22 protein-coding genes and 1 pseudogene are annotated in these 20,904 nt (G+C 65.7%); 15 read left to right on the forward strand and 8 right to left on the reverse strand.

Annotated features, from left to right (window positions below; all coding sequences use genetic code 11):
- The 3 genes and pseudogenes from QM841_RS12920 to QM841_RS12930 all read right to left on the reverse strand — a co-directional run.
- Positions 1-241 (reverse strand): annotated as a pseudogene (locus QM841_RS12920) (DEAD/DEAH box helicase); the annotation flags it as partial.
- 645 nt (positions 242-886) lie between these two features.
- Positions 887-2,113, reverse strand: coding sequence for an NAD(P)/FAD-dependent oxidoreductase (locus QM841_RS12925; protein ID WP_283332311.1), 1,227 nt, complete (start codon positions 2,111-2,113; stop codon positions 887-889).
- 80 nt (positions 2,114-2,193) lie between these two features.
- Positions 2,194-2,454, reverse strand: coding sequence for an acyl-CoA-binding protein (locus QM841_RS12930; RefSeq protein ID WP_283332312.1), 261 nt, complete (start codon positions 2,452-2,454; stop codon positions 2,194-2,196).
- A gap of 245 nt (positions 2,455-2,699) precedes the next feature.
- On the opposite strand from QM841_RS12930, the gene QM841_RS12935 reads away from it, so the two are divergent.
- Both QM841_RS12935 and QM841_RS12940 read left to right on the forward strand, forming a co-directional pair.
- On the forward strand, positions 2,700-4,022 hold the full coding sequence (locus QM841_RS12935; RefSeq protein WP_283332313.1) for a class I SAM-dependent methyltransferase: 1,323 nt from the start codon (positions 2,700-2,702) through the stop codon (positions 4,020-4,022).
- Positions 4,023-4,116: 94 nt separating this feature from the next.
- On the forward strand, positions 4,117-5,034 hold the full coding sequence (locus QM841_RS12940; RefSeq protein ID WP_283332314.1) for an alpha/beta hydrolase: 918 nt from the start codon (positions 4,117-4,119) through the stop codon (positions 5,032-5,034).
- Positions 5,035-5,036: 2 nt separating this feature from the next.
- Here the strand turns inward: QM841_RS12940 and QM841_RS12945 are convergent, their stop codons facing one another.
- Positions 5,037-5,534, reverse strand: coding sequence for an SRPBCC family protein (locus tag QM841_RS12945; protein WP_283332315.1), 498 nt, complete (start codon positions 5,532-5,534; stop codon positions 5,037-5,039).
- A 123-nt stretch (positions 5,535-5,657) separates the two neighbouring features.
- Complete coding sequence (locus tag QM841_RS12950; protein WP_411194547.1) at positions 5,658-6,644, reverse strand: GlxA family transcriptional regulator; 987 nt, start codon at positions 6,642-6,644, stop codon at positions 5,658-5,660.
- A 125-nt stretch (positions 6,645-6,769) separates the two neighbouring features.
- Between QM841_RS12950 and QM841_RS12955 the strand changes: the two genes are divergently transcribed.
- On the forward strand, positions 6,770-7,408 hold the full coding sequence (locus QM841_RS12955) for an HD domain-containing protein (RefSeq protein WP_283332317.1): 639 nt from the start codon (positions 6,770-6,772) through the stop codon (positions 7,406-7,408).
- Positions 7,409-7,463: 55 nt separating this feature from the next.
- Positions 7,464-7,901 (forward strand): carboxymuconolactone decarboxylase family protein, encoded by a 438-nt coding sequence (locus tag QM841_RS12960; protein WP_283332318.1) that lies wholly within the window; start codon positions 7,464-7,466, stop codon positions 7,899-7,901.
- Positions 7,902-7,991: 90 nt separating this feature from the next.
- Here QM841_RS12960 and QM841_RS12965 read toward each other — a convergent pair whose 3' ends face one another.
- Positions 7,992-8,132 carry a hypothetical protein gene (locus QM841_RS12965; RefSeq protein ID WP_283332319.1) on the reverse strand — a complete coding sequence of 47 codons (141 nt, stop codon included), beginning with the start codon at positions 8,130-8,132 and terminating at the stop codon, positions 7,992-7,994.
- 265 nt (positions 8,133-8,397) lie between these two features.
- On the opposite strand from QM841_RS12965, the gene QM841_RS12970 reads away from it, so the two are divergent.
- The 10 genes from QM841_RS12970 (at position 8,398) to QM841_RS13015 (ending at position 18,675) form a co-directional block, all read left to right on the forward strand.
- Entirely contained in the window at positions 8,398-9,942 is a 1,545-nt protein-coding gene (locus QM841_RS12970) for a flavin-containing monooxygenase (RefSeq protein WP_283332541.1), read from the forward strand.
- The gene (locus tag QM841_RS12975; RefSeq protein ID WP_283332320.1) at positions 9,939-10,871 is read left to right on the forward strand and encodes a metal-dependent hydrolase; all 933 of its coding nucleotides are present in this window, start codon (positions 9,939-9,941) and stop codon (positions 10,869-10,871) included. The genes QM841_RS12970 and QM841_RS12975 overlap by 4 nt, the downstream gene beginning before the upstream one ends.
- Positions 10,868-11,971, forward strand: a complete 1,104-nt coding sequence (locus tag QM841_RS12980; protein WP_283332321.1) for a PDR/VanB family oxidoreductase — start codon at positions 10,868-10,870, stop codon at positions 11,969-11,971. The genes QM841_RS12975 and QM841_RS12980 overlap by 4 nt, the downstream gene beginning before the upstream one ends.
- Positions 11,968-12,495, forward strand: coding sequence for an SRPBCC family protein (locus tag QM841_RS12985; RefSeq protein WP_283332322.1), 528 nt, complete (start codon positions 11,968-11,970; stop codon positions 12,493-12,495). The genes QM841_RS12980 and QM841_RS12985 overlap by 4 nt, the downstream gene beginning before the upstream one ends.
- Entirely contained in the window at positions 12,492-13,976 is a 1,485-nt protein-coding gene (locus tag QM841_RS12990; protein ID WP_283332323.1) for an aldehyde dehydrogenase family protein, read from the forward strand. Before QM841_RS12985 ends, QM841_RS12990 begins: the two co-directional genes overlap by 4 nt.
- The gene (locus QM841_RS12995; protein WP_283332324.1) at positions 13,976-14,947 is read left to right on the forward strand and encodes an SDR family oxidoreductase; all 972 of its coding nucleotides are present in this window, start codon (positions 13,976-13,978) and stop codon (positions 14,945-14,947) included. The genes QM841_RS12990 and QM841_RS12995 overlap by 1 nt, the downstream gene beginning before the upstream one ends.
- Positions 14,944-16,785, forward strand: coding sequence for a fatty acid--CoA ligase FadD11 (fadD11, locus tag QM841_RS13000; protein ID WP_283332325.1), 1,842 nt, complete (start codon positions 14,944-14,946; stop codon positions 16,783-16,785). Before QM841_RS12995 ends, fadD11 begins: the two co-directional genes overlap by 4 nt.
- 49 nt (positions 16,786-16,834) lie before the next feature.
- A complete protein-coding gene (locus QM841_RS13005) occupies positions 16,835-18,004 on the forward strand; it encodes an acyl-CoA dehydrogenase family protein (protein ID WP_491932797.1) in 1,170 nt (389 codons plus the stop codon).
- A 178-nt stretch (positions 18,005-18,182) separates the two neighbouring features.
- Positions 18,183-18,443 (forward strand): hypothetical protein, encoded by a 261-nt coding sequence (locus tag QM841_RS13010; protein WP_283332326.1) that lies wholly within the window; start codon positions 18,183-18,185, stop codon positions 18,441-18,443.
- Positions 18,444-18,447: 4 nt separating this feature from the next.
- The gene (locus QM841_RS13015; protein WP_283332327.1) at positions 18,448-18,675 is read left to right on the forward strand and encodes a hypothetical protein; all 228 of its coding nucleotides are present in this window, start codon (positions 18,448-18,450) and stop codon (positions 18,673-18,675) included.
- Between the two features lie 248 nt (positions 18,676-18,923).
- On the opposite strand, the gene QM841_RS13020 is transcribed toward QM841_RS13015, so the two are convergent.
- The gene (locus QM841_RS13020) at positions 18,924-19,313 is read right to left on the reverse strand and encodes a RidA family protein (RefSeq protein ID WP_411194544.1); all 390 of its coding nucleotides are present in this window, start codon (positions 19,311-19,313) and stop codon (positions 18,924-18,926) included.
- Positions 19,314-19,430: 117 nt separating this feature from the next.
- On the opposite strand from QM841_RS13020, the gene QM841_RS13025 reads away from it, so the two are divergent.
- Positions 19,431-20,474, forward strand: coding sequence for an Rv2578c family radical SAM protein (locus QM841_RS13025; protein WP_283332328.1), 1,044 nt, complete (start codon positions 19,431-19,433; stop codon positions 20,472-20,474).
- Here QM841_RS13025 and QM841_RS13030 read toward each other — a convergent pair.
- The gene (locus QM841_RS13030) at positions 20,461-20,883 is read right to left on the reverse strand and encodes a PPOX class F420-dependent oxidoreductase (protein WP_271211387.1); all 423 of its coding nucleotides are present in this window, start codon (positions 20,881-20,883) and stop codon (positions 20,461-20,463) included. The genes QM841_RS13025 and QM841_RS13030 overlap by 14 nt on opposite strands.
- Between the last annotated feature and the right edge of the window lie 21 nt (positions 20,884-20,904).

A 20,904-nucleotide genomic window follows, 5' to 3' on the forward strand; every position in this document is an offset into this window, starting at 1 on the left:
CTTCGACCCAGCGAGCGTACGAGTACGGTTTCGACGCGTAGACGGTGAGTTCGTCAGGCAATTGAGCGCCGATGTAGGCATATGCTTTGAGCGCTTTGTAGTACTTGGCACCGGGCGCGGATGCCCGATACGGGACGTCGAGGATCCAGATCTGCTCCCCGTGCCCCGGGGTGGGTATCAGGGGCTTGGCGCCGGCTCGTCTGGGACTGGAGCGTCGCTGGGTGGTCTTGCGTGCGGCCATGAGTGCAGGCTATTCCCAAGGCGGATCGCCGGGGTCGACGACGTCATCTGCGGCGCATGCGGTTGCGACCGCCGCGGCGGCTGGCACCGAGGAATCGCGGGCTGTCGCGGCGGGCGCGGGGCCCGGTGCAGGGCGATTATGTATATCGATAGTCTCCACAACCTCAGGTTCTGCGGACGGTTCCACTGCTCTCGACTCGGCGGTGCGCGCGGTGGCGTCGGGGATGTTGAGGCAATCGCCTTCGTCGTGCAGCCCGACCAGGCGTCGCGTTCGGCGGGCCCGGGACAACGCCCGCCCAGGCGGTTCGTGCGCCTACTCAGCAAGGCGGCGAATGTACCTGCCCGTATCTCGTCGTAGAAGGGGCTGTCGGACTGTCTCATTGGCCTTGCCCTCGCTTGTGGTAGGGGTCCTGTCTGTGCCTATTGACCTGTTTCGGTGGCCGTCCGCTGCGGCTGGCGCTGCAGGCGGCACATATCAGTTGTGCACGAATAGATAGTGTACGCTACATGTTGAGATGGACTCGGCCGAAGGAGCGATCGGCGGGTGTAGTGAGTTGGTGAGAGGTCCTGGCCTGGCGGGCGACCGGCAGGGCGGTCGTGTCATCGTCACCGATGTGGTCGACGACCTCGACCGCCGATCTGAAAGTCATTGTCCGGGATCAGGTCGCGCCTGCAGCGCCGGCGCGGCGGCGGCCAGCAGCGCGTCACGGTCTCGGTTCAACGGGGGATAGATGCGTTGGGTGTTGATGGTGACCTTGGTGGCTTTGGCTCGCGCGCCGCGCGACACCACCTGTCGATCCCACCCCTCGGTGTACACCGCTCCCGCCGGTCCCAGGTCGAGAATCGTTGCGTACCAGGGGATCCGGAGCGGGAGCATCGCCTCCCCGAGTAGATCGCTGATGACGTTGTATCCCGCGTAGCGGCCCATCGGTCGCCCGTGCTGGCACGACATCACCGACAGGTGGTCCTCGTCCACCCTTGCCGCGGCGACGTCGCCGGCGGCGAATACCTCGGGCGAGCCGATCACCCGCAGATAGTCGTCGACCGGCAGGCGACCGAGCCGGTCGTGCTCGGCACCGAGTTGTGCGGTCAGCGGGTTCGCCCGCATGCCCGCGCACCAGACGACGGTGCCCGCGGCCAGCACCTCTCCGGAGGAAAGCGTCACGCCGTGCTCGTCGACAGCGGCGACACCGACACCCGTCCTCGTCTCGACGCCGTTGTCGGACAAAGCCGCTTCGATCACCGGTCGCGCCGATGCCCCCATGTCGGAACCGACGTAGGGGTTGTGGTCGATCAGCACCACCCGTGGTTCGACGTTGCGTCCTGCGAATACCTTCGCCAGCATTCCGGGCAACTCGGACGCCGTTTCGATGCCCGTAAGGCCGGCGCCGACCACCACCGCGGTCGCCGCGCCCGCGTCCGCTCGGCCGCCGGACAGCGTGGCCAGGTGGCGCTGTAGCTTCATTGCGCCGTCGTAGGTGTCCACGTCGAAGCCGAATTCCCGCAAACCGGGGATATCGGGCTTCGCCACCCGACTGCCCAGCGCCATGACCAAGCGGTCGTACCTCTGCGTGGGTTGTGCCCCGTTACCCGAAACGGTGACGCTGTGCGCCGCGGTGTCGATCGCCGTCACCTCGGCGGCGATGTGCCCGACGGCGACCGGGTCGAGCACGTCGCTCAGTGGAATGCGGCAAGCGCTCAGGTCTGCCTCGTAGTTGCGGACCCGGATGTCGTGGAACGGCTGCGCACTGATCACCGTGACATCGACGGTGCCCGCCGCATCGAGTTCGTCGAGCCGCCGCGCAGCCCCCAGCGCGGCCCACAAGCCGGCGAATCCCGAGCCGAGGACGAGGACGCGCTTGGAATCCGTCACACCGCCATCGTGCCAGGTCTGCGCCGGGGCGACCGCTGGATCACGCGCGATCGGGCAGCACCGGACCGGAACGCCCGAACTCAGCCCTGCGTGAGACGGGCCACCAGGTCGATGTAGCTCTGCTTGGCATCGGCGCTGCTCGTACCCGCCACCTTGGCCCAGGCGTCGTACTTGGCGCGGTTGACCATGTCGAACCGACCGGGCCGCTTGCCTTCGACATCGCCCTTCGACCCCTGCTTGAACAGCGCGTACAGCCGCAGCAGCTCATCGTTGGCCGGCCGCGAGGTGAGCTTCGTGACGTTCTCCTGCGCATCGGCGAACGCCTGATCCAGATCCGACATGGGCACCCCTGGCTCTCGGACGAACTCTTCGACGCAATCGTAACGCCCGGAGCCGATGGCGTCTGATCCGTTCGGGCCGCCCATTCGATGACGGCGAGTCGGGGTTCGAGAAACAGGATGTCCCGAGCGGGAGTTGGTGTGAAGGTGTGCGGCGACGGGGGTTCCATCGATATGGTCGACGGGCGAGTGAGGTGAACTGAGCAGCCGCAGTGGTGGTGGGACCCCAAACTTCGACGGAGGTGTGTATGACGGTCGCTGACACGGTGGCGCCGCTGGTTCGCGCGGTGGTGGGGGAACAGGTCCCGGTAGGAATCCGGTGTTGGGACGGTAGTCGCAGTGGTCCCTCGGACGCGCCGTGGCAGGTGCACATCGTCAATCGGCGTGGTCTGCGGCGGTTGCTGTGGGCGCCCAACGACCTCGGTTTCGCGCGGGCCTACGTATCCGGCGACATCGACATCGAGGGTGACCTGCTCGCCGGGCTCGACGTGTTGGAGCAGGTGTCGGACCCGACGAGGGGCCCCGGCGTACGGATAGACAGGCAGACGAAGAAGGCGCTGGCGACAGCGGCGCTGCGTCTGGGGATCATCGGCCTCCCACCGAAACCACCGGCCGAGGAGATGAAACCGGCGCGCGGGCACCGGCACGACAAGGAGCGTGACGCCGCCGCGATCAGCCACCACTACGACGTCGGCAACGACTTCTATCGACTCGTGCTCGGCGAGTCGATGACCTACTCGTGCGCGTACTGGGCGGAGCCGAGCGACGATCTGGACGCAGCCCAATATGCCAAATGCGATCTGGTGGCCCGTAAGCTCGGCCTGACCGCGGGGATGCGGATCCTCGACGTCGGCTGCGGGTGGGGAACCTTCGCGCTGCACGCGGCACGTCACTACGGAGTGCACGTCGTCGGTGTCACCCTGTCCCAGGAGCAGGCGGACTACGCCGCCAAACGGATGGTCGCCGCGGGCGTGGGGGAGTTGGTGCAGATCCGAGTTCAGGACTATCGCGACGTCACAGACGGCCCCTACGACGCGATCTCGAGCATCGGCATGGCCGAGCACGTCGGCGCCGCGATGCTGGCGACCTACGCCGCGGACCTGTTCGCGTTGCTACGCCCGCAGGGGCGGCTGCTCAACCACGCGATCTCGCGGCGACCCCGCAAACCCGCCGCCACGTTCTCCAAAACGTCCTTCATCGATCGCTACGTGTTCCCCGACGGAGAAATCGAACCGCTCGCGACGATGATCGAGGCGCTCGAAGGGGCCGGTTTCGAGGTGCGCGACGTCGAGTCGCTGCGCGAGCACTACGCGCTGACCCTGCGGGCCTGGGTGGGGAACCTGGAGGCGAACTGGGACGAGGCGGTGGCCTACAGCAGCGCCGGGCGGGCCCGGGTGTGGCGGATGTACATGGCCGGCGCGGCGTTGGCGTTTGCGGCGAATCGGCTCGGGATCAACCAAGTTCTGGCAGTCAAATCCTCCGATCGGGGTGACAGCGGCATGCCCGGCACCCGTGCCGAACTCTTGCAACAATCTGTACCGATACAATCTCCGTCGGCTCGCGAACGCTGAAAACCGTTCAGAAGCACTGAATTCGCGTTCGGTGTGTGCCGAGCGCTGCGCGGTAAACAGTGTGGTGATGAGACCCCGACGGTGAGGAGGGCGCGTGCGGTTCGCGCTGGACTATTTGCTGGCTGACGTGCCCGCGGAGCAGGTCGAGGAAGCTCGGGGTTTCTACACCTCGCGGGCAGCAGGCCGTGGCCCCCGCACCCCCGAGGAGTTGAGGGAAGTACGGGCGAGGCGGTCCGCTCCTTCTCCCGCCGATCCACCGGCGATCGAAGAGATGGTCGAAGCCGCGGGAGCGCATGTCCCGGTGAGGATCTCTACCCCCACCGGCGGTCGAGCGCGGGGCGTCTACCTCGACATACACGGCGGCGGCTTCTACATGGACTCCGCGGCGCGCGACGACGTGCGTAACCGTGAGCTCGCTGACGCTCTCCGCATCGCCGTCGTCAGCGTCGACTACCGGCTGGCACCCGAGCACCCGTGGCCGGCCGCACCCGATGACTGTGAAGCGGCGGCGCTCTGGCTCGTCGAACACGCCGATGCCCGCTTCGGATCATCCCGACTGGCGATCGGCGGGCGATCGGCGGGAGCGACACTCGCGATGGCAACCCTGCTCCGGCTGCGGGACCGGGGGGCCGTCGACGGGTTCACCGGCGCCGCACTCCAATTCGGCACCTTCGACTCGAGCGCGCAGACTCCGGCCGGACGTCGGATCGCCGACGAATACTTCATCCAGGCCTACGCCGGCCATGTGGAAGATCGCACTGCTCCAGACATCTCTCCTCTCTACGGCGACCTCCACGGCCTTCCCCCGGCGCTGCTGGTCGTCGGAAGCAAGGACGTGTTGTTGGAAGACAACCTCGCGATGGCAGGCCGGCTCTCCGCCGCCGGCAATGACGTCGAGCTCCGGATCTATCCCGACGCGCCCCACGGGTTCACGGGCCACCCCACGGCAATGGCCAGGACTGCGCTCAGCGGCGTCGAATCATGGCTCCTCGAGCGGCTCGCCCAACCGTAGGACTACTCGGCCGTCCAAGCCTGGGAGGTCGAGGCGGCAAGCTCGGCCAGGTGGTGCAGCGAGTTGGTGAGATGCTCAGGACCGAACGGCGGGAACTGGATGTACTCGCGGATGAACTGGGGCACCGCAGACCAGTCGTAGGTGAGCGTGACCTCGGTCTCGGCCGGGCCGCGCGGCACCAGGTCGTAGCGCCAGATCCAACCGCCGAACTCCAGGCGACCGCCGTCCTTCTCCTGCCCCGTCCTCCAGCCGATGGCGCGCGGCGGGTCGATCACGTGGACCTCGTTGGCCACCTGATACTCACCGTTCGGATGGTTGGGGTGATACATGTCCATCCGGAAAATCTGCCCCACCTCGGTCAGCGGCGCCCGGTCGGCGGCTTGCTGAACCCAGCCGGTGCCGTCGATCGCAGAATGGGTCGTCGGGTCGGCCAATACCGCGAACACCCTCGGGGCGGGCACGGTGACCGTCACAGTGGCGTTCACGTTGTCTTGATCCACTGTATGCACGCTCCTTGTTGCCTCATCTCACACCTCCCGCAGGTGCGGAAGCGGACACTCATCAATACAGACTGCGTGGCGAGGCGGAATTCATCGGTCGCCGACGCCACACGGTGGCCACGGTTATCCTGCGTCGGCGCGGTGTGCGGTGCCGAAGCGGCGTTGGTAGGCCGTCGGTGACATCGACAGCTCTCGCACGAAGACTCGTCGCAGGCTTTCGTAGCTGGGAAATCCGGCGAGTGATGCTGCCTGGGTTGCGTTGTGTCCCTGGTCGAGCAGCGCCTTTGCCAGGTCGAATCGGACCAGCTCGACATACCGGGCAGGCGTGGTGGACAGCTCGGTGCGGAAGAGTCGGGTGAGGTGGCGGGCGCTCATGTGGAGGTGTGTGGCGAGTTCGGCGAGCGAATGCTTCCCGGAGGGGTCCGCCGTCACCAGATCCACGATTCGGCGGAGGGCTGGTGTGCGCGGCGGTGGGCCTTGGAGTGGCGCGGAGAATTGCGATTGTCCGCCCGCGCGCTGCAGGTAGACCACGAGGCGTCGGGCGACGTCGCGTGTCAGTTCGGGGCCGTGGTCGTCTTCGACGAGGGCCAGCGCTAGGTCGATGCCGGCGCTGACGCCTGCGGAGGTGTAGGTGGTGCCGTCGCGAACGTAGATCGAGTCGGGTTCGACGTGGGTCGTCGGGTGGCGGGCGGCGAGTTCGTGGGCGACTTTCCAGTGCGTGGTCGCGCGTTTGCCGTCCAGGAGGCCTGCCGCCCCGAGGATGAATGCCCCGGTGCAGATGGAGCCGACCCGGGCGGCTCGGGTGGCGAGGGTGTGTGTGGCGTCGAGGAGGTCGCGGGCGATGGCGGTTCGGGGGTAGATGTCGCCGCCGGCGACGAGGAAAGTGTCGGGGGACGGTTCCGATGCTGCGTCGCCGTCGACGGAGATCGTGATGCCGATGGACGATGCCACATTGGCCCCGGTCGGTGACAGCAGCACGATCTGGTAGTCGGCGCCGCATAGGTTCGCCTCGGCGAACACCTCGGCGGGGCCGGCGACGTCGAGCAGTTTCACCCCGTCGTAGACCAGGATCGCGACCCGGTGGGGGTGGGGGCTGGTGTGCATGCTCATCGCCTGTCCGGATTCGAGTGGTTCATGGCCGGACCGAGGCGGCGCCGGAGGCCAGGTGTGCGGCACCGTTGGGGGACGGACACATCGTCTGTTCTACAACATCGAAACCTGAAAGTGCAGGGCTCATGACCGAGATCATCGCAGGAGTGGAGATTCCCGAGACGCAGGCGGCGGCTGAGGCCACGGTTCTGATCAGGGAGACGACGAACCCGCTGATCTTCCATCACTCGCGGCGGGTGTTCCTCTTCAGCACGCTGCGGGCTCGCGAGCTCGGCCTGCGGCCGGACCCTGAGCTGCTCTACCTCTCTGCCCTCTTCCACGACACGGGTCTACTCACGCCCTTCTCGGATGTGGAGCAGCGGTTCGAGCTCGATGGCGCCGATCGTGCTCGCAAGTTTCTGCTCGATCGCGGTTTCTCCGATGCCGCCGCTGAGTTGGTGTGGACGGCGATCGCGTTGCACACGACGCCGGGGATTCCCGGCCGGATGGGGGATGAGGTCGCTGCCACGAACTTCGGTGTTCTCACCGATGTGGTCGGGTTGGGTTTGGACGGTCTGGACCCGGATCAGGTGGGGGAGATTACCGCTGCCCATCCGCGAGGTGACTTCAAGAACGAGTTTCTGCGTGCCTTCGTCGACGGGCTCAGCTATCGGCCGGACACGACCTACGGCACCGTCAACGCCGACGTGCTCAAGCACTTCGTTCCGGGCTTCCGCAGCGTGAGCATGGTCGATCGGATCACGGGGTCGGCGTGGTCCGCGTGACCGGAACGCACGCACGACCATTCGTCAGTCCGGCACACTATTCGAAGGAAACATGATGACCAGCGTGAATCTCGGTAAGCAGCACCCGTCCGTTTACCAGAGCCTGACGAAGTTGGACGCGGAGGTGAAGGCAGCTCTGGAGGCGGCGGGGGTGGGCCCGCTGCTGGTGGAGTTGGTGAAGATTCGGGTCTCGCAACTCAACGGCTGCGCGTTCTGTCTTCGCTTGCATACCCGCGACGCGCTGGCCAAGGGGGAGAGCGCGGATCGACTTGCGGTCGTGGCGGCGTGGTGGGAGTCGCAGTACTTCAGCGACCAGGAGCGGGCGGCGCTCGGGCTCGCCGAACAGGTCACCGCGCTCGCTGTCCCGGAACGGCGGACCTGGGACGACGGCTCACTCACCGACGTGCAGGTGTCCGCGATCAGCTGGCTGGCGACCGTGATGAACGCCTGGAACCGGGTCGCGATCACCAGCCACTATCCGGTTGCGCCGTAGAGTTCTCGGTCCTCGCGGCACGAGGCAGACGGTGACGGCGAATCGGGCCGGCGCAAGTGCGGGAATCGCGGTGGTTGTCCATGGCGAGTGTCACCTGGTTGGATCCGGCGTGCTGTTGACGTTGGCCTGGGCTTCGATTGCCAGCGAAACATGGTCTATGACCCGGCTTTTGGAAATTTTCGAGTTGCCGGTGAGCCAATGCTGGTACAGGAACGCGAGAGCGCCGAACATCGTTGCCGTCCGTGCCCATGATTTCCAGGCCTGCTTCGATCAGTTGTTCCCGGCGCGTGGCCCGTCGGTCTTCCGGCTCCTGTCCACGCCATCGGCGGGGTGCGCCGCGGCCGGTCTCGGTCATGTCCTCATCCTCTCACTGCGGCGTGCAGGTCGGATGCCGGTGTGATCCTCTCCCTAATGTTGACATCGATCGCTGTTGACAGCGTGTGATGTCAGTTCTAGTGTTGCCGGCATGCGCGGCATCAACGAGGAGGGCGCCCGAATGGTCAGGTCTGCAACACCGGTGGAACTTCCGGTCGACAGCGTCGATGACCCACCCGAAGTGGTCGACGTACTCGTCGTCGGAGCGGGATTCGGTGGGCTGGGAACTGCGATCAGACTGAAACAAGCCGGCATCGACGACTTCGTCGTGCTCGACCGCGCGGAGGACATCGGCGGGACGTGGCGGGTCAACACCTACCCGGGAGCGCAGTGCGACATCCCCTCGATCCTCTATTCATTCTCTTTTGCGCCCAACCCGAACTGGACCAGGCTTTACCCGCTGCAGCAGGAGATCCACGACTATCTCCGCGCCTGCACTGAGAACTTCGGCATCGTCCCGCATCTGCGGATGGGTCACGACGTGCGGGACGCGACCTGGGACGACGACTCGCAGGTGTGGCACGTGACCACCAGTCGTGGAACCTGGGAGGCGCGGATCCTGGTCGGGGCGATGGGCCCGTTCAGTGAACCGGCGGTACCGAACCTCCCGGGACTTGCGAGCTTTCGAGGCGCTGTCTTTCACTCGGCCGCCTGGGATCACGAGCACGATCTCGCGGGGGAAAGGGTCGCGGTGATCGGAACCGGTGCCTCTGCGGTCCAGATCATCCCCCGAATCCAGCCGATCGTCGGTTCGATGACAGTGTTCCAGCGGACCCCGACGTGGATACTTCCGCACCCCGACCAACCGATGACCGGATGGCCCCGGAAACTGTTCGCGCGGGTACCTGTTGCCCAGCGGCTGGCACGGACCGGTCTCGATCTGGTCCAAGAGGCGATGGTTCCCGGATTCGTGTACAAGCCGGCGCTACTGAAAGGGCTGGCGGCACTCGGCCGCGCCCACCTGCGCCGCCAGATCCGCAACCCCGAACTGCGGACAAAACTTACGCCCACCTATGCGTTCGGTTGCAAACGACCAACGTTTTCCAACTCCTTCTATCCGGCGCTCGCGCAACCGAACGTGGACGTGGTCACCGACGGAATTCGGGAAGTGCGATCGAATGGGATCGTCACCGAGGACGGCGTTCTGCACGAGGTCGACACGATCGTGCTGGGAACGGGCTTCCGGTTGACCGACAATCCCGCGTTCGATGTGGTGCGAGGCCGAGACGGTCGTACCCTCGCCGAGGCGTGGAACGGCAATGCCCGCGCCTATCTCGGCACCACTATCAGTGGTTTCCCCAACTTCTTCATGTTGCTCGGTCCCAATTCGGTCGTCTACACCTCGCAGGTTGTGACAATCGAAGCGCAGATTGCGTACATCCTCAGTTGTCTGCAGGAAATGAACGCGCAGGGGGCGGCGAGTATCGACGTCCGCCCCGATGTTCAGCAGGCATTCGTCGACGAGGTCGACGAGAGGTTACAGACCTCGGTATGGAACACCGGCGGGTGCAACAGCTATTACCTCAGCGGCGAGGGCCGCAACTTCACCTTCTACCCGGGGTTCAACCGCCGCTTCCGCGCGCGGACCCGCCGGGTGGACCTCGACCACTACATCGTCAGCGGGGCCGGAGCCTCGGCAAAGTCGACAGTGAGGACAGCAGGATGATGTCGTTTCCCCGAATCGGCCGAAACCCTGTGGTCGATCCTGTCGGTGCGCGGCGGTACATGGACGAGGCACACGCGATCGCCGCTCGTGACGTCGAGTTCTCCTGGGATGGAGTGCCATTGCACTATGTTCCCGGCGAGCCGATGGCCACGCACGTCATCAACTTCATGCATCTGGTTCTTCCCGAAGGTGAGCGCGCGATGTCCGCGACGTTGGCGGAGGCACTGCCGTTGATCGAGGACGAGCGGCTCCATGAGGAAGTGGTCGGGTTCGTCGGCCAGGAGGCGACTCATGCCGCTTCGCACAAGGGTGCCCGTGAACACCTCGCGGAACTGGGCATGGACATCGAACCGATGGCGAAGAAGATGGACTGGCTCGTAGACCGGATTCTGGGAGATCGAGGGCTGTCCGGCCGCGCGAAACGGGCGTGGCTGTGCGAACGGCTGGGCTTGTTCGCCGCCATGGAGCACTACACCGCCGTGGTGGGGGAGTGGCTCCTGACGGACCCCGCGCTGGAGAAGGCGGGCATGCATCCGGTGATGCTCGACATGGTCCGGTGGCACGGCGCCGAGGAGGTCGAACACCGGAACGTCGCCTTCGACGCCTACATGTACGTCGACGGCAGCTATGCCCGCCGCGTACGAACGGCGCTGATCGCCAGCCTCACGCTCAGCTTGCTGTTCCTGACATCGATGAACTACCTCTTCTGCACCGACCCGTCGACGGACAAGGGTCGCTTCTGGCCGCTGCAGCTGATCCGTGCAACCAGGCGGGGGCTCGTGCCCAACATCAAATTCCTGATCACGGAGATTCCGCCGTACCTCCGTCCCGGCTTCCATCCCTCGCAGATCGGTGACATGGATGTGGCGATGCGATACCTCGCACAGTCGCCTGCCGCCAACCGTTCCCACCGAGAAAGTCACTCATGACGATGACGACGTCGGACAGGTCCGCAGGTTCGGACTCCGATACGCCCCATTTCGAACCCTCCAGGGTTCTCCGGCTGGTCGCGCGGGCGACGGTCGCGTACCGGCACGTGTTCGCCGCCAGCCGTGCTGCTCCATGGCTGTCGAGGCCGAAGCCTGTGCGCAACTGGGGGTTCGATAGGGATCTGATTGTTGCGGAGGTGCGGACCGAGGCTGCTGATGTGGTCAGCCTGAAAGTGGTGTCGCCGGACGGGCGCGATCTTCCGTCCTGGATCCCGGGCGCTCACCTCGACCTGATCCTCCCGTCGGGAAAGCAACGGCAGTACTCTCTGTGCGGCGACCCCGACGACCTGTCGTCCTACCGCATCGCGGTCCGCCGGATCGACACCGGTCTGGGTGGCTCGATCGAGGTACACGACTCCCTGCGGGCAGGGACGTCGATCACCGTGCGGGGGCCGCGCAACGCCTTCCCGCTGGTGGCCGCGGACTCGTATCTGTTCGTCGCGGGCGGAATCGGAATCACTCCGATCCTGCCGATGCTGAAGAGATGCCACGACCGTGAACTGCCATGGAGGCTGGTGTATCTCGGCCGCTCCCGAGCGACCATGCCGTTCCTCGACGAACTCGCCCGGTACTCCCGTGGCCAGGTCGAGATCCGGCCGGACGACGAACTCGGCCCTCCCGACATCGCCGGAATCGTCGCCACGGCTTCACCGGGTGCCGCCGTCTACATGTGCGGCCCGACACCGTTGATGACGACCGCACGTCGGGTGATGCGCGAGATCGACCCGACCGGATCGCTTCACACCGAACGCTTCTCACCACTTCCGGTGGCCGATGGCCGCGAGTTCGAGATACACCTCGCCCGCCGAGGGACGACCGTGTCCGTCGGGCCGGACGAGACCGCGCTGGCCGCGATCCGCCGGGAGGTCCCCGGCGTCGCCTACTCGTGTCAGCAGGGCTTTTGTGGCACCTGTCGCGTACGTGTTCTGGCCGGCGAGGTCGATCACCGCGACAGGATCCTGACGCACAACGAGAAGGAGGATTCGATGCTGATCTGTCTGTCCCGCTCGGCCGGTGGGTCACTGGTGGTCGACCTGTGACGCGCTGGTACCCACTCGCCGCGACCGACGACGAGTTCCTGCAGACCGCCCGATTCCGGATCGTGCACGTCGAGAATCTCTCGACGGACACCGGCCACGTGTGGAGTGTGTTGACCGCACACGACGCACTGGTGTCGTGGGCGCGGCTGATCACGGCAAGCGAGTGGACATCGTCGCGGTCGTTCGGCGTCGGCACCACCAGGACCGTGACGCTCGGACACGGGGCCGCAGCGCTGAGGGAACGCTTCTACCGCTGGGACGAGGGCAGACGGATGACCTTCACCGCCGAGGCAGCCAGCAGACCGGGATTCCGCCGGTTCGCCGAGGACATCACCCTGGAGCCGACGCCGGACGGAACCCGCCTCACCTGGACCTTTGCGGTGGACTCCGCGCCCGGTTTCGCCCCCATTCTCGCGCTGTCCCTGCCACTCCTTCGTCGGGTGACACGGGGATGGGCGAACGCGCTCGCAGACACGGCGCTCGACGACACGGCGCTCGACGGACCGAAGGGCACCACCCGATGATCAGCACCTCGGCTGCGGCCGACACGTTCGATGTGATCAGTCCGGCGAACGGGCAAGTGGTCGGTACTCACCCACGCGGGTCGGCCGACGACGTCGACGACGCGGTGCGCCGCGCGCGTGAGGTCGCCGGATGGTGGGCGGAACTGGGATTCGAGGCACGCGCCCGGCGACTCGATGCGTGGCGGGGCATCATCGCCCGCCGGGCACCGGAACTCGCGGAACTCACCCACCTCGAGATGGGCAAGCCGCAAGCGGACGCGATGCTCGAAATTGCGATGGCCTTGGAACACCTCGCGTGGGCAGCGAAGAACGCCGCCCGGGTACTGGGTCGTCGCACGGTCCGCCCAAGCCTCCTCACCGTCAACCAGGCGGCCGGCATCGAGTATCTCCCCCTCGGAGTCGTGGGGGTGATCGGACCGTGGAACTTCCCCATTTTCACCCCGCTCGGTTCTCTGTCCTTCGCGCTCGCAGCCGGGAACACCGTGGTCCACAAGCCCAGTGAGTACACCCCGGGAGTCGGTGTGTGGTTGGCCCAGACATTGTCCGAGGTCGTGCCGGAACACCCGGTTCTGCAGGTGGTCACGGGTGACGGCTCGACGGGAGCAGCGCTGTGCCGATCGGGTGTGGACAAGATCGGGTTCACCGGTTCCACCGCCACCGGAAAGCAGGTGATGATCGCGTGCGCGGCGACGCTCACCCCGGTCCTGATGGAGTGCGGCGGAAAGGACGCCTTGATCGTGGACGCTGACGGCGACCTCGACGCCGCGGCCGATGCGGCGGTGTGGGGTGGGTTCTCCAACGCCGGTCAGACCTGCCTCGGGGTGGAGCGGGTGTACGTGCACGAAGAGGTATTCGACCTCTTCGTCGATCGGGTGGTCACCCTCGCAGGCACGATCCGGGCCGGTACCGGCGGGGACGCCCAGATCGGTCCCATCACGATGCCCACGCAGATCGACGTCATCCGTCGCCACATCGACGACGCGATCGGAAGGGGCGGCCGCGCCGTGCTCGGAGGACCGGACGCCATCGAGGGCAACGTGGTGCAGCCGACCATTCTTGTGGACGTGCCGGAGGACAGTGTCGCGGTCACCGAGGAGACATTCGGGCCGACACTGACCGTCGCCAGGGTGCGGGATATGGACGAGGCGGTCGAACGGGCCAACGCGACCCGATACGGGTTGGGGCTGAGCATCTTCTCCCGCCGTCACGGCGACGAGATCGCGACACGAATCCGCACCGGCGCGGTGTCGGTCAATTCGTACGTCATGTACGCCGCCGTCCCGAGCCTGCCGCTGGGTGGTGTCGGTGATTCCGGATTCGGCCGGGTTCACGGCGCTGACGGGTTGCGGGAATTCACGTTTCCGTGTGCGAAGACGAGGCAGCGATTCCCGTCGATTCTTCCGCTCACCACGTTCCGGCGCACACCACGCATCGACGCTCTGGTCCGCGTTCTCGTCCGACTGCTCCACGGAAGGCATTGATGATGGCCACGTTCAGAACCCGGTCGACAATTGCGCGCACCCTGAGAGACCTGGGCCTCCCACTTCCCGGTCGAGGCGCCGAGTACAACGTTGCCGGCAAGGTGGTCCTGATTACCGGCGGAGGCGACGGTATCGGACTGGCATCGGCGCGAGCGCTGCATGCCCGCGGCGCAACGGTCGCACTGCTCGACGTCAATCAATCATCGCTGGCGGCAGCCGAATTCGCGCTCGGCCGACGGCGGGTCCTCACCCTGGTCGCCGATGTCCGCGACCGTCCCGGCATGGATTCGGCCGTGCACGCGGTGATCGAGCGGTATGGGCGGATCGATGTGGTGATCGCGAACGCCGGAGTGACCCCGTCCCCGTCCACCCTCCGCCAGATCGATCCGGCGGGCTTCGACCGCGTCATCGACATAAATCTCACCGGTGTCTTCAACACCGTCCATCCTGCGATCGACGAAGTGATCGCGCGACGCGGCCACATCGTGGTGGTGTCGTCTGCGGCGGCCTTCGCACCCGGTCTCGGTGGCGCGTCCTACATGATCAGCAAGGCCGCCGTCGAACAACTCGGCCGGGCGCTCCGTCTCGAACTCGCCGGATACGGCGCCTCCGCGGGTGTGGCGTACTTCGGGATGGTCGACACCCAACTGGCTCGGGCAACACTCGACGACGACGAGATCGGCAGAAGGCTCGATGCGCGCCTTCCGCGTCCGCTGCGCCGCCGCATCAGCCCGGAGGATGCGGCGAGGGTGATCGCAGACGCTATCGCCCGCCGCGCGGGACGCACCCTCGCTCCAGCGGCATGGCAACCGTGGGCCCTGGGACGAGGACTGGTGAACGTGCTCGCCGACGGCTACCTCGCGGCCGACGCCGAATGCCACCAACTGATCCGTGAGCTCGAAGAACGCCCCATCACCACACATGCGAGTGGATCCACGACAGCCGGTCCCGACGCGAGGAGAACACCATGACCATCGAGGAAGCGCCCCACACCCTGTGCGCAGCTTTTCAACGCACCGCCGCCATCGACCCGGACGCCATCGCGCTGCGAACGGTCGGTGATGCACAGACCTTGACCTGGCGGCAGTACTCGAGCCAGGTCCGCGACGTGGCAGCCGGATTCGCCGCACTCGGAGTCCGCCGCGGCGACACCGTCGCCGTGATGATGGCCAATCGTGTGGAGTTCTACCCCATCGATGTCGGAGCCCAGCATGTCGGGGCGACGTCGTTCTCGATCTACAACACGCTTCCCCCCTCTGCCATCGCATACGTTCTCGGCAACGCCGAAGCCAAGGTCGTGGTGTGCGAGGCCCAGTACGTGGAGCGGATCAGGGAATCCGGCGCACAGCTGGAGCAGATCGTCGTCATCGACGCCGAGGGAGGAATTGCCCCGGCCGGGACACTCACCTTGAACCAGATGAAGGCACTCGGCTCACCGGACTTCGACTTCGACGCCGCGTGGCAATCGGTGCGGCCCAACGATGTCGCAACCCTGATCTACACCTCGGGCACCACCGGCAACCCGAAAGGCGTGGAGTCGACTCATGCCGCATTGCTGTTCGAGGCCGGCGCGGTGTGCTGGATCCTCCCGATCGAGTTCGGAGACCGCATCACCTCCTTCATGCCGTCGGCACACATCGCCGATCGGATGACGGCGCTGTACTTCCAGATGGTGTTCGGAACTCAAGTCACCGTCGTCGCGGACGTGCGGGAGATCGCTGCCGCACTTCCCGACTGCCGGCCGACCATCTGGGGCGCGGTGCCGCGTGTCTGGGAGAAGCTGAAGATCGCGGTCGAGCGGGCGGTGGCGAACGAGCCGGACGACGCACGACGGCACGCGTTGCAGTGGGGACTCGATGTCGGCGCACGCCGGATCGAGATGCTCCGGGCAGGGCTGCCGGTACCGGAGGAACTGGAACACGAGTTCGTCAAGGCAGAATCGATGGTGTTGGCGCCGATGCGCGCCGAACTCGGATTCGACAAGCTCAGATGGGCCGTGTCGGGGGCGGCACCGATACCCGCCGACACGTTGGCGTTCTTCTCCGGGCTCGGGCTGCAGATCTCCGAGATCTGGGGGATGTCGGAACTGACCTGCATCGCCAGCGCGGCCCCGGCCGATCCCGCCAAACTGGGAACGGTCGGCAAGATCGTGCCCGGCATGGACATGCGGGTCGCGAACGATGGTGAGCTTTTCGTTCGTGGCCCCCTCGTCATGAAGGGTTACCGGGGGGAGCCTGCCAAGACTGCCGACGCCGTCGACGCCGACGGATGGCTGGCCACCGGTGACGTGGTGTCCATCGACCCGGACGGATACCTCGCCGTGATCGATCGGAAGAAGGAACTGATCATCAACTCGTCGGGGAAGAATATGTCCCCCGCCACCATCGAGAACGCACTCAAGGCCACCTCCTCGCTCATCGGCGGCGTGGCCACCATCGGAGATGCGCGGCCGTACAACACGGCCCTGATCTCACTCGATCCCGAGGCCGCAGCCAATTTCGCTGCGACGAAGGACATCCTGGTCGACGCCGCTTCCCTGGCACGAGACCGCGACATGATCGCGATGATCGCGACCGCCGTCGCGATGGCCAACACGTGCCTCTCTCGCGTGGAGCAGATCAAGCGCTTCCTGATCCTCCCCACCTTCTGGGAGCCGGGCGGTGACGAACTCACCTTGACGATGAAGCTGCGCCGCAAACCGATCGCCGAGAAGTATGCATCCGAGATCGAGCTGCTCTACCGCGAACCACTCGCCCAAGGTGTGTATGAGCCCGCCGCCCGGACGTCGGGAGTCCCGGTGGGGAGCTGAGACACCTGATCCCTCATGACTCGTTCGCAACAACTGTGGAGACGAACCCTTGACTGCTCACCCTGCCATCACCGACATCGCATCCCCATGGATGGACGACGAACTCGGCGCGGTTGCCGAACTCGCCCGCAACTTCTTCGCCAAGGAGGTCACCCCCCACCAACGCCGGTTCGCCGCACAGGGCTTTCCGGACAAGGGGGTCTACGGCACCCTGGGCAAGCTGGGCTTGTCGGGTATGTCGATTCCTACGGAGTTCGGCGGAGGGGGAGGAACTTTCGCTCACGATGCCGTGCTGTTCCACGAACAGGTGATGGCGGGTGACCACTCGTTGCAGCTCGGTGTGCACTCGGGAATCGTTCCGCACTACCTGAACGCGTACGGAAGCCGCGAGCAGAAATCGCGATGGCTTCCCAAGCTCACCAGCGGTGAATGGGTCGGTGCCATCGCCATGACCGAACCGGGCGCCGGCTCGGATCTGCAAAATATCACTACCAAGGCCGTGCGTGACGGGGGTGACTATGTCATCACCGGCGGCAAGACCTTCATCTCCAACGGTCGCAACTGTGACCTCGTGATCATCGCGGCCAAGACCGATGCCACGCTCGGGGCGAAGGGTGTGTCTCTCGTTGTCGCCGAGGTGAACGACGACACTCCCGGATTCTCGCGCGGACCGATCTTCGACAAGCTGGGCCAGAAGGGGCAGGACACCACCGAACTGTTCTTCGACGGACTTCGCGTCCCGGTGGACAACCTCCTCGGAGAACGCGAGGGTGCCGGCTTCGTCCAGCTGATGCAGCAACTACCACAGGAAAGGCTGATCTGCGGCGTCGCTGCCGTCGCCGCGATCGAACGCGCAGTAGCACTCACGATCGAGTACACCAAATCGCGGACAATGTTCGGAAAGACCCTGTTCGACCTCCAGAACACGCGCTTCGAACTTGCCGAATGCGCCTCCCTCGCGAGGGTATCGCGCACCTTCATCGACGACTGCATCGACAAGCACCTTCGCGGCGAACTCGATGTCACTACCGCCGCAATGGCGAAATACTGGTTGACCGACCAGCAGTGCGCCGTGATCGACCGCTGTCTCCAACTGTTCGGAGGATACGGTTACATCCTCGAATACCCCATCGCCCAGATGTACGCCGACGCCCGCATCCAGCGCATCTACGCCGGATCCAACGAGGTCTTGAAAGAACTGATCTCGAGAGCGCTATAGCAAGCAGGCAGCTCAGCGTCGTCGCATGGTGGGTGATTCCGCAAGTGCCTACCAATATGCACACGATCGGCTCGGCCTAGTCTGGGGACTTGCCGGGGCGGAGAACAGATCTGACAGAAGAGCAATCGGCTCTACTGGACCGTTGGTTCGGGCAGTGGCAGGTTCTCGCGGATCATTCGTGGCCATTGCAGGACACGACCGTACTGAGAGTGCGGACAGCTTGCAACGACTTCATCGTGAAGGCATCACGGTCGAGGGGTCGCCAGCGGAATGGGGCCCGGCCACCTACCTGCAGGCGGGGCAGGCACTCGCTGGCCTGCTGTTGCCGGGCGAGGTGTCTGCCGTGTACTACGCAAATCTGATCGAGCGCACGCATGGGTACATCGAGCGGGCGGACGATCTGGTGTCGGCTGACCAGCTGGAGGCATTGGACAAGTGATCTGGTGAGGTTGCAGTCTCAGCAGTTCATGGGCCGACCCGATTTGGAGGAGGCCTTCCTTGCCGGTCTCGGGCGTGATCTCACCGCCTCGGACGTCGAAACCTTGGACCTCGAGTGGATGCATCAGGCGATAGCGACTGTGGTGTGGGCTCACAACATTGGTGACGCAGAGTTCGAGCAACACGGCCGCTGGATGCTCGACAAGAGCGTCGGCCCGGGTATCCCAGGTTGATCTTTGAAAACGTAGAAACGCGACGCATCTACCGATCGGCGGAATCCCGCAGATCATGACCGCAGGCAGATCGCCGGTCGGGCAGTGAGTGTCGCTCAGGCGTGCCCACACCGGGTGCGGACCCACCCATCTCGGATTCCGACCGGGCGCCCACTACGGTGGCGACCCGGTCGGAAGTCGAGGCGGTGCTCAGTACGCAAATGCGTGCGTCGTGAACGGGTGGGTGAGGTGCCGCCTCCCCGCGTCGGTCAGTCGCCGATGACGGCGTCGGCCTCGATCTCGATGAGCAGGCCGGGGGCAATCAGCGCGCTGACCTCGAGGATCGTGGTGGCGGGTCGGATTTCGCCGAAGACCTCGCCGTGCGCGATGCCGGCCTCTTCCCACCGGCTCATGTCGGTGAGGTACATGCGGGTGCGGATCACATCGGTCGTGCTCGCGCCGGCCTCCGTGAGTGCTGCCTCGATCCGGCGCAGGGCCTCCCGGGTTTGTTCGCCGAGATCGTTTCCGCCGACGGGGCCGTCGGGACCCGACGCCGTGGTGCCCGACACGGACACGAGCTGGCCGATGCGCACGGCGCGGGAATAGCCGATCTTGGCTTCCCATTCGGAACCGGACGAGACGTTGTTTCTGTTCGACATGGGCAACATTGTCGCAAGCCCCGATCCGGCGCTCACCAGCGCGGTCTTTCCCCACGATCCGGTCTCCGCGCGGGTCGAAGTCTTGACACCGGTTAGAACAAATGTTCGCATGTACTCATGAGGTGGGATGGGCAAGCGGTCGACGCCGACGACGGTGCATTGCCGGGGCTGGAGCGCGCCGGGCTCGTGCGCAGCGTGCAGACACCCGAGTTCGACGGCATCACCTTCCACGAGGTGCTGTGCAAGAGCGCGCTGAACAAGATGCCCGAGGAGTCGCAACTGCCTTTCCGATTCACCGTCAACGCTTTTCGCGGATGCTCACATTCCTGTCGCTACTGCTTCGCGCGGCCCACCCACGAATACCTCGACCTCGACGCGGGCCGCGATTTCGACAGTCAGATCGTCGTGAAGACCAACGTCGCGGCGGTGCTGCGCAAGGAACTGGGGCGCCGGTCGTGGAAGCGGGAGCACGTGGCGCTCGGCACCAACACCGATCCCTATCAACGAGCGGAGGGCCGGTACCGTCTGATGCCCGGCATCATTCGAGCGCTGGCCGAATCCGCCACCCCGTTCTCGATACTGACCAAGGGGACGTTGCTACGGCGCGACCTCCCGCTGCTGACGCTCGCGGCCCAGCAGGTGCCGGTCAGCATCGGCGTGTCGCTGGCGATCCACGATCCCGACCTCCAGAAGTCGATCGAGCCGGGCACACCCACTCCGAAGGCGCGCCTCGATCTGATCCGGGCGATCACCGACGCCGGCCTCCCCTGCAATGTGATGGTGGCCCCCGTCATTCCCTTCCTGACCGATTCGGTACGGCATCTGGACGGACTACTCGAATCCATCGCCGATGCCGGGGCCTCGGGTGTGACCGTTTTCCCGATGCACCTGCGCGGCAGTACCAAGGGCTGGTTCATGAACTGGCTGTCGACGGAGCATCCGGCTCTCGTCCGTCAGTACCGGCAGTTGTACGGGCGGGCGGCCTACGTTCCGCCCGAGTACACATCGTGGCTGAAGCAGCGCGTCGACCCTCTCGTCGACCGGTACGGTCTGGGCGGCGCGGCGAACCATCGGGAGGCCGGACAGACCGAGGCCGTCGAGCCCGCTCGCGGTGAACTGGTCGGAGTCGGTCGTCCCGGACCGGCGCTCACTCTGTTCTGACGTGAACGGTCCGCCTCGGCTCGTACCATTCGGCGCCGGCAGGTTCTCCCGCCATGTTCCAGCTCCACGAGATGGTCGGCGCGATGCGCACATAGAGGCCGGGGCCGACCATTCCGTCCCGTTCCACCGGCTGATCGGCCGTGCCGTAGACCCGGATGGACCGCGCGACGAACGGTTCGAACGACACCAGGTCGTCGACGACCAGCGACACCTTGTCGTTCCCGGCCCGGATGTTCCGGAACTTGCGGGTACCGGCGACGGACGGACCGGAACCTCCCACCCAGAAGTCCGTTCCGTCGAACTCGAAGGCGAGTGGAACCACGTCGGGTTGCCCGTCCGCGCCCACGGTGGCGACGCGGGCGATCGGCTGTGACCGCAGGTAGGCGATCTCTTCGTCCGTGAATGACATGGAAATCTCCTCGTCGATGTC

It is taken from the genome of Rhodococcus sp. IEGM 1307 (genome assembly GCF_030056915.1).
Taxonomy (GTDB): domain Bacteria; phylum Actinomycetota; class Actinomycetes; order Mycobacteriales; family Mycobacteriaceae; genus Rhodococcus_F; species Rhodococcus_F opacus_D.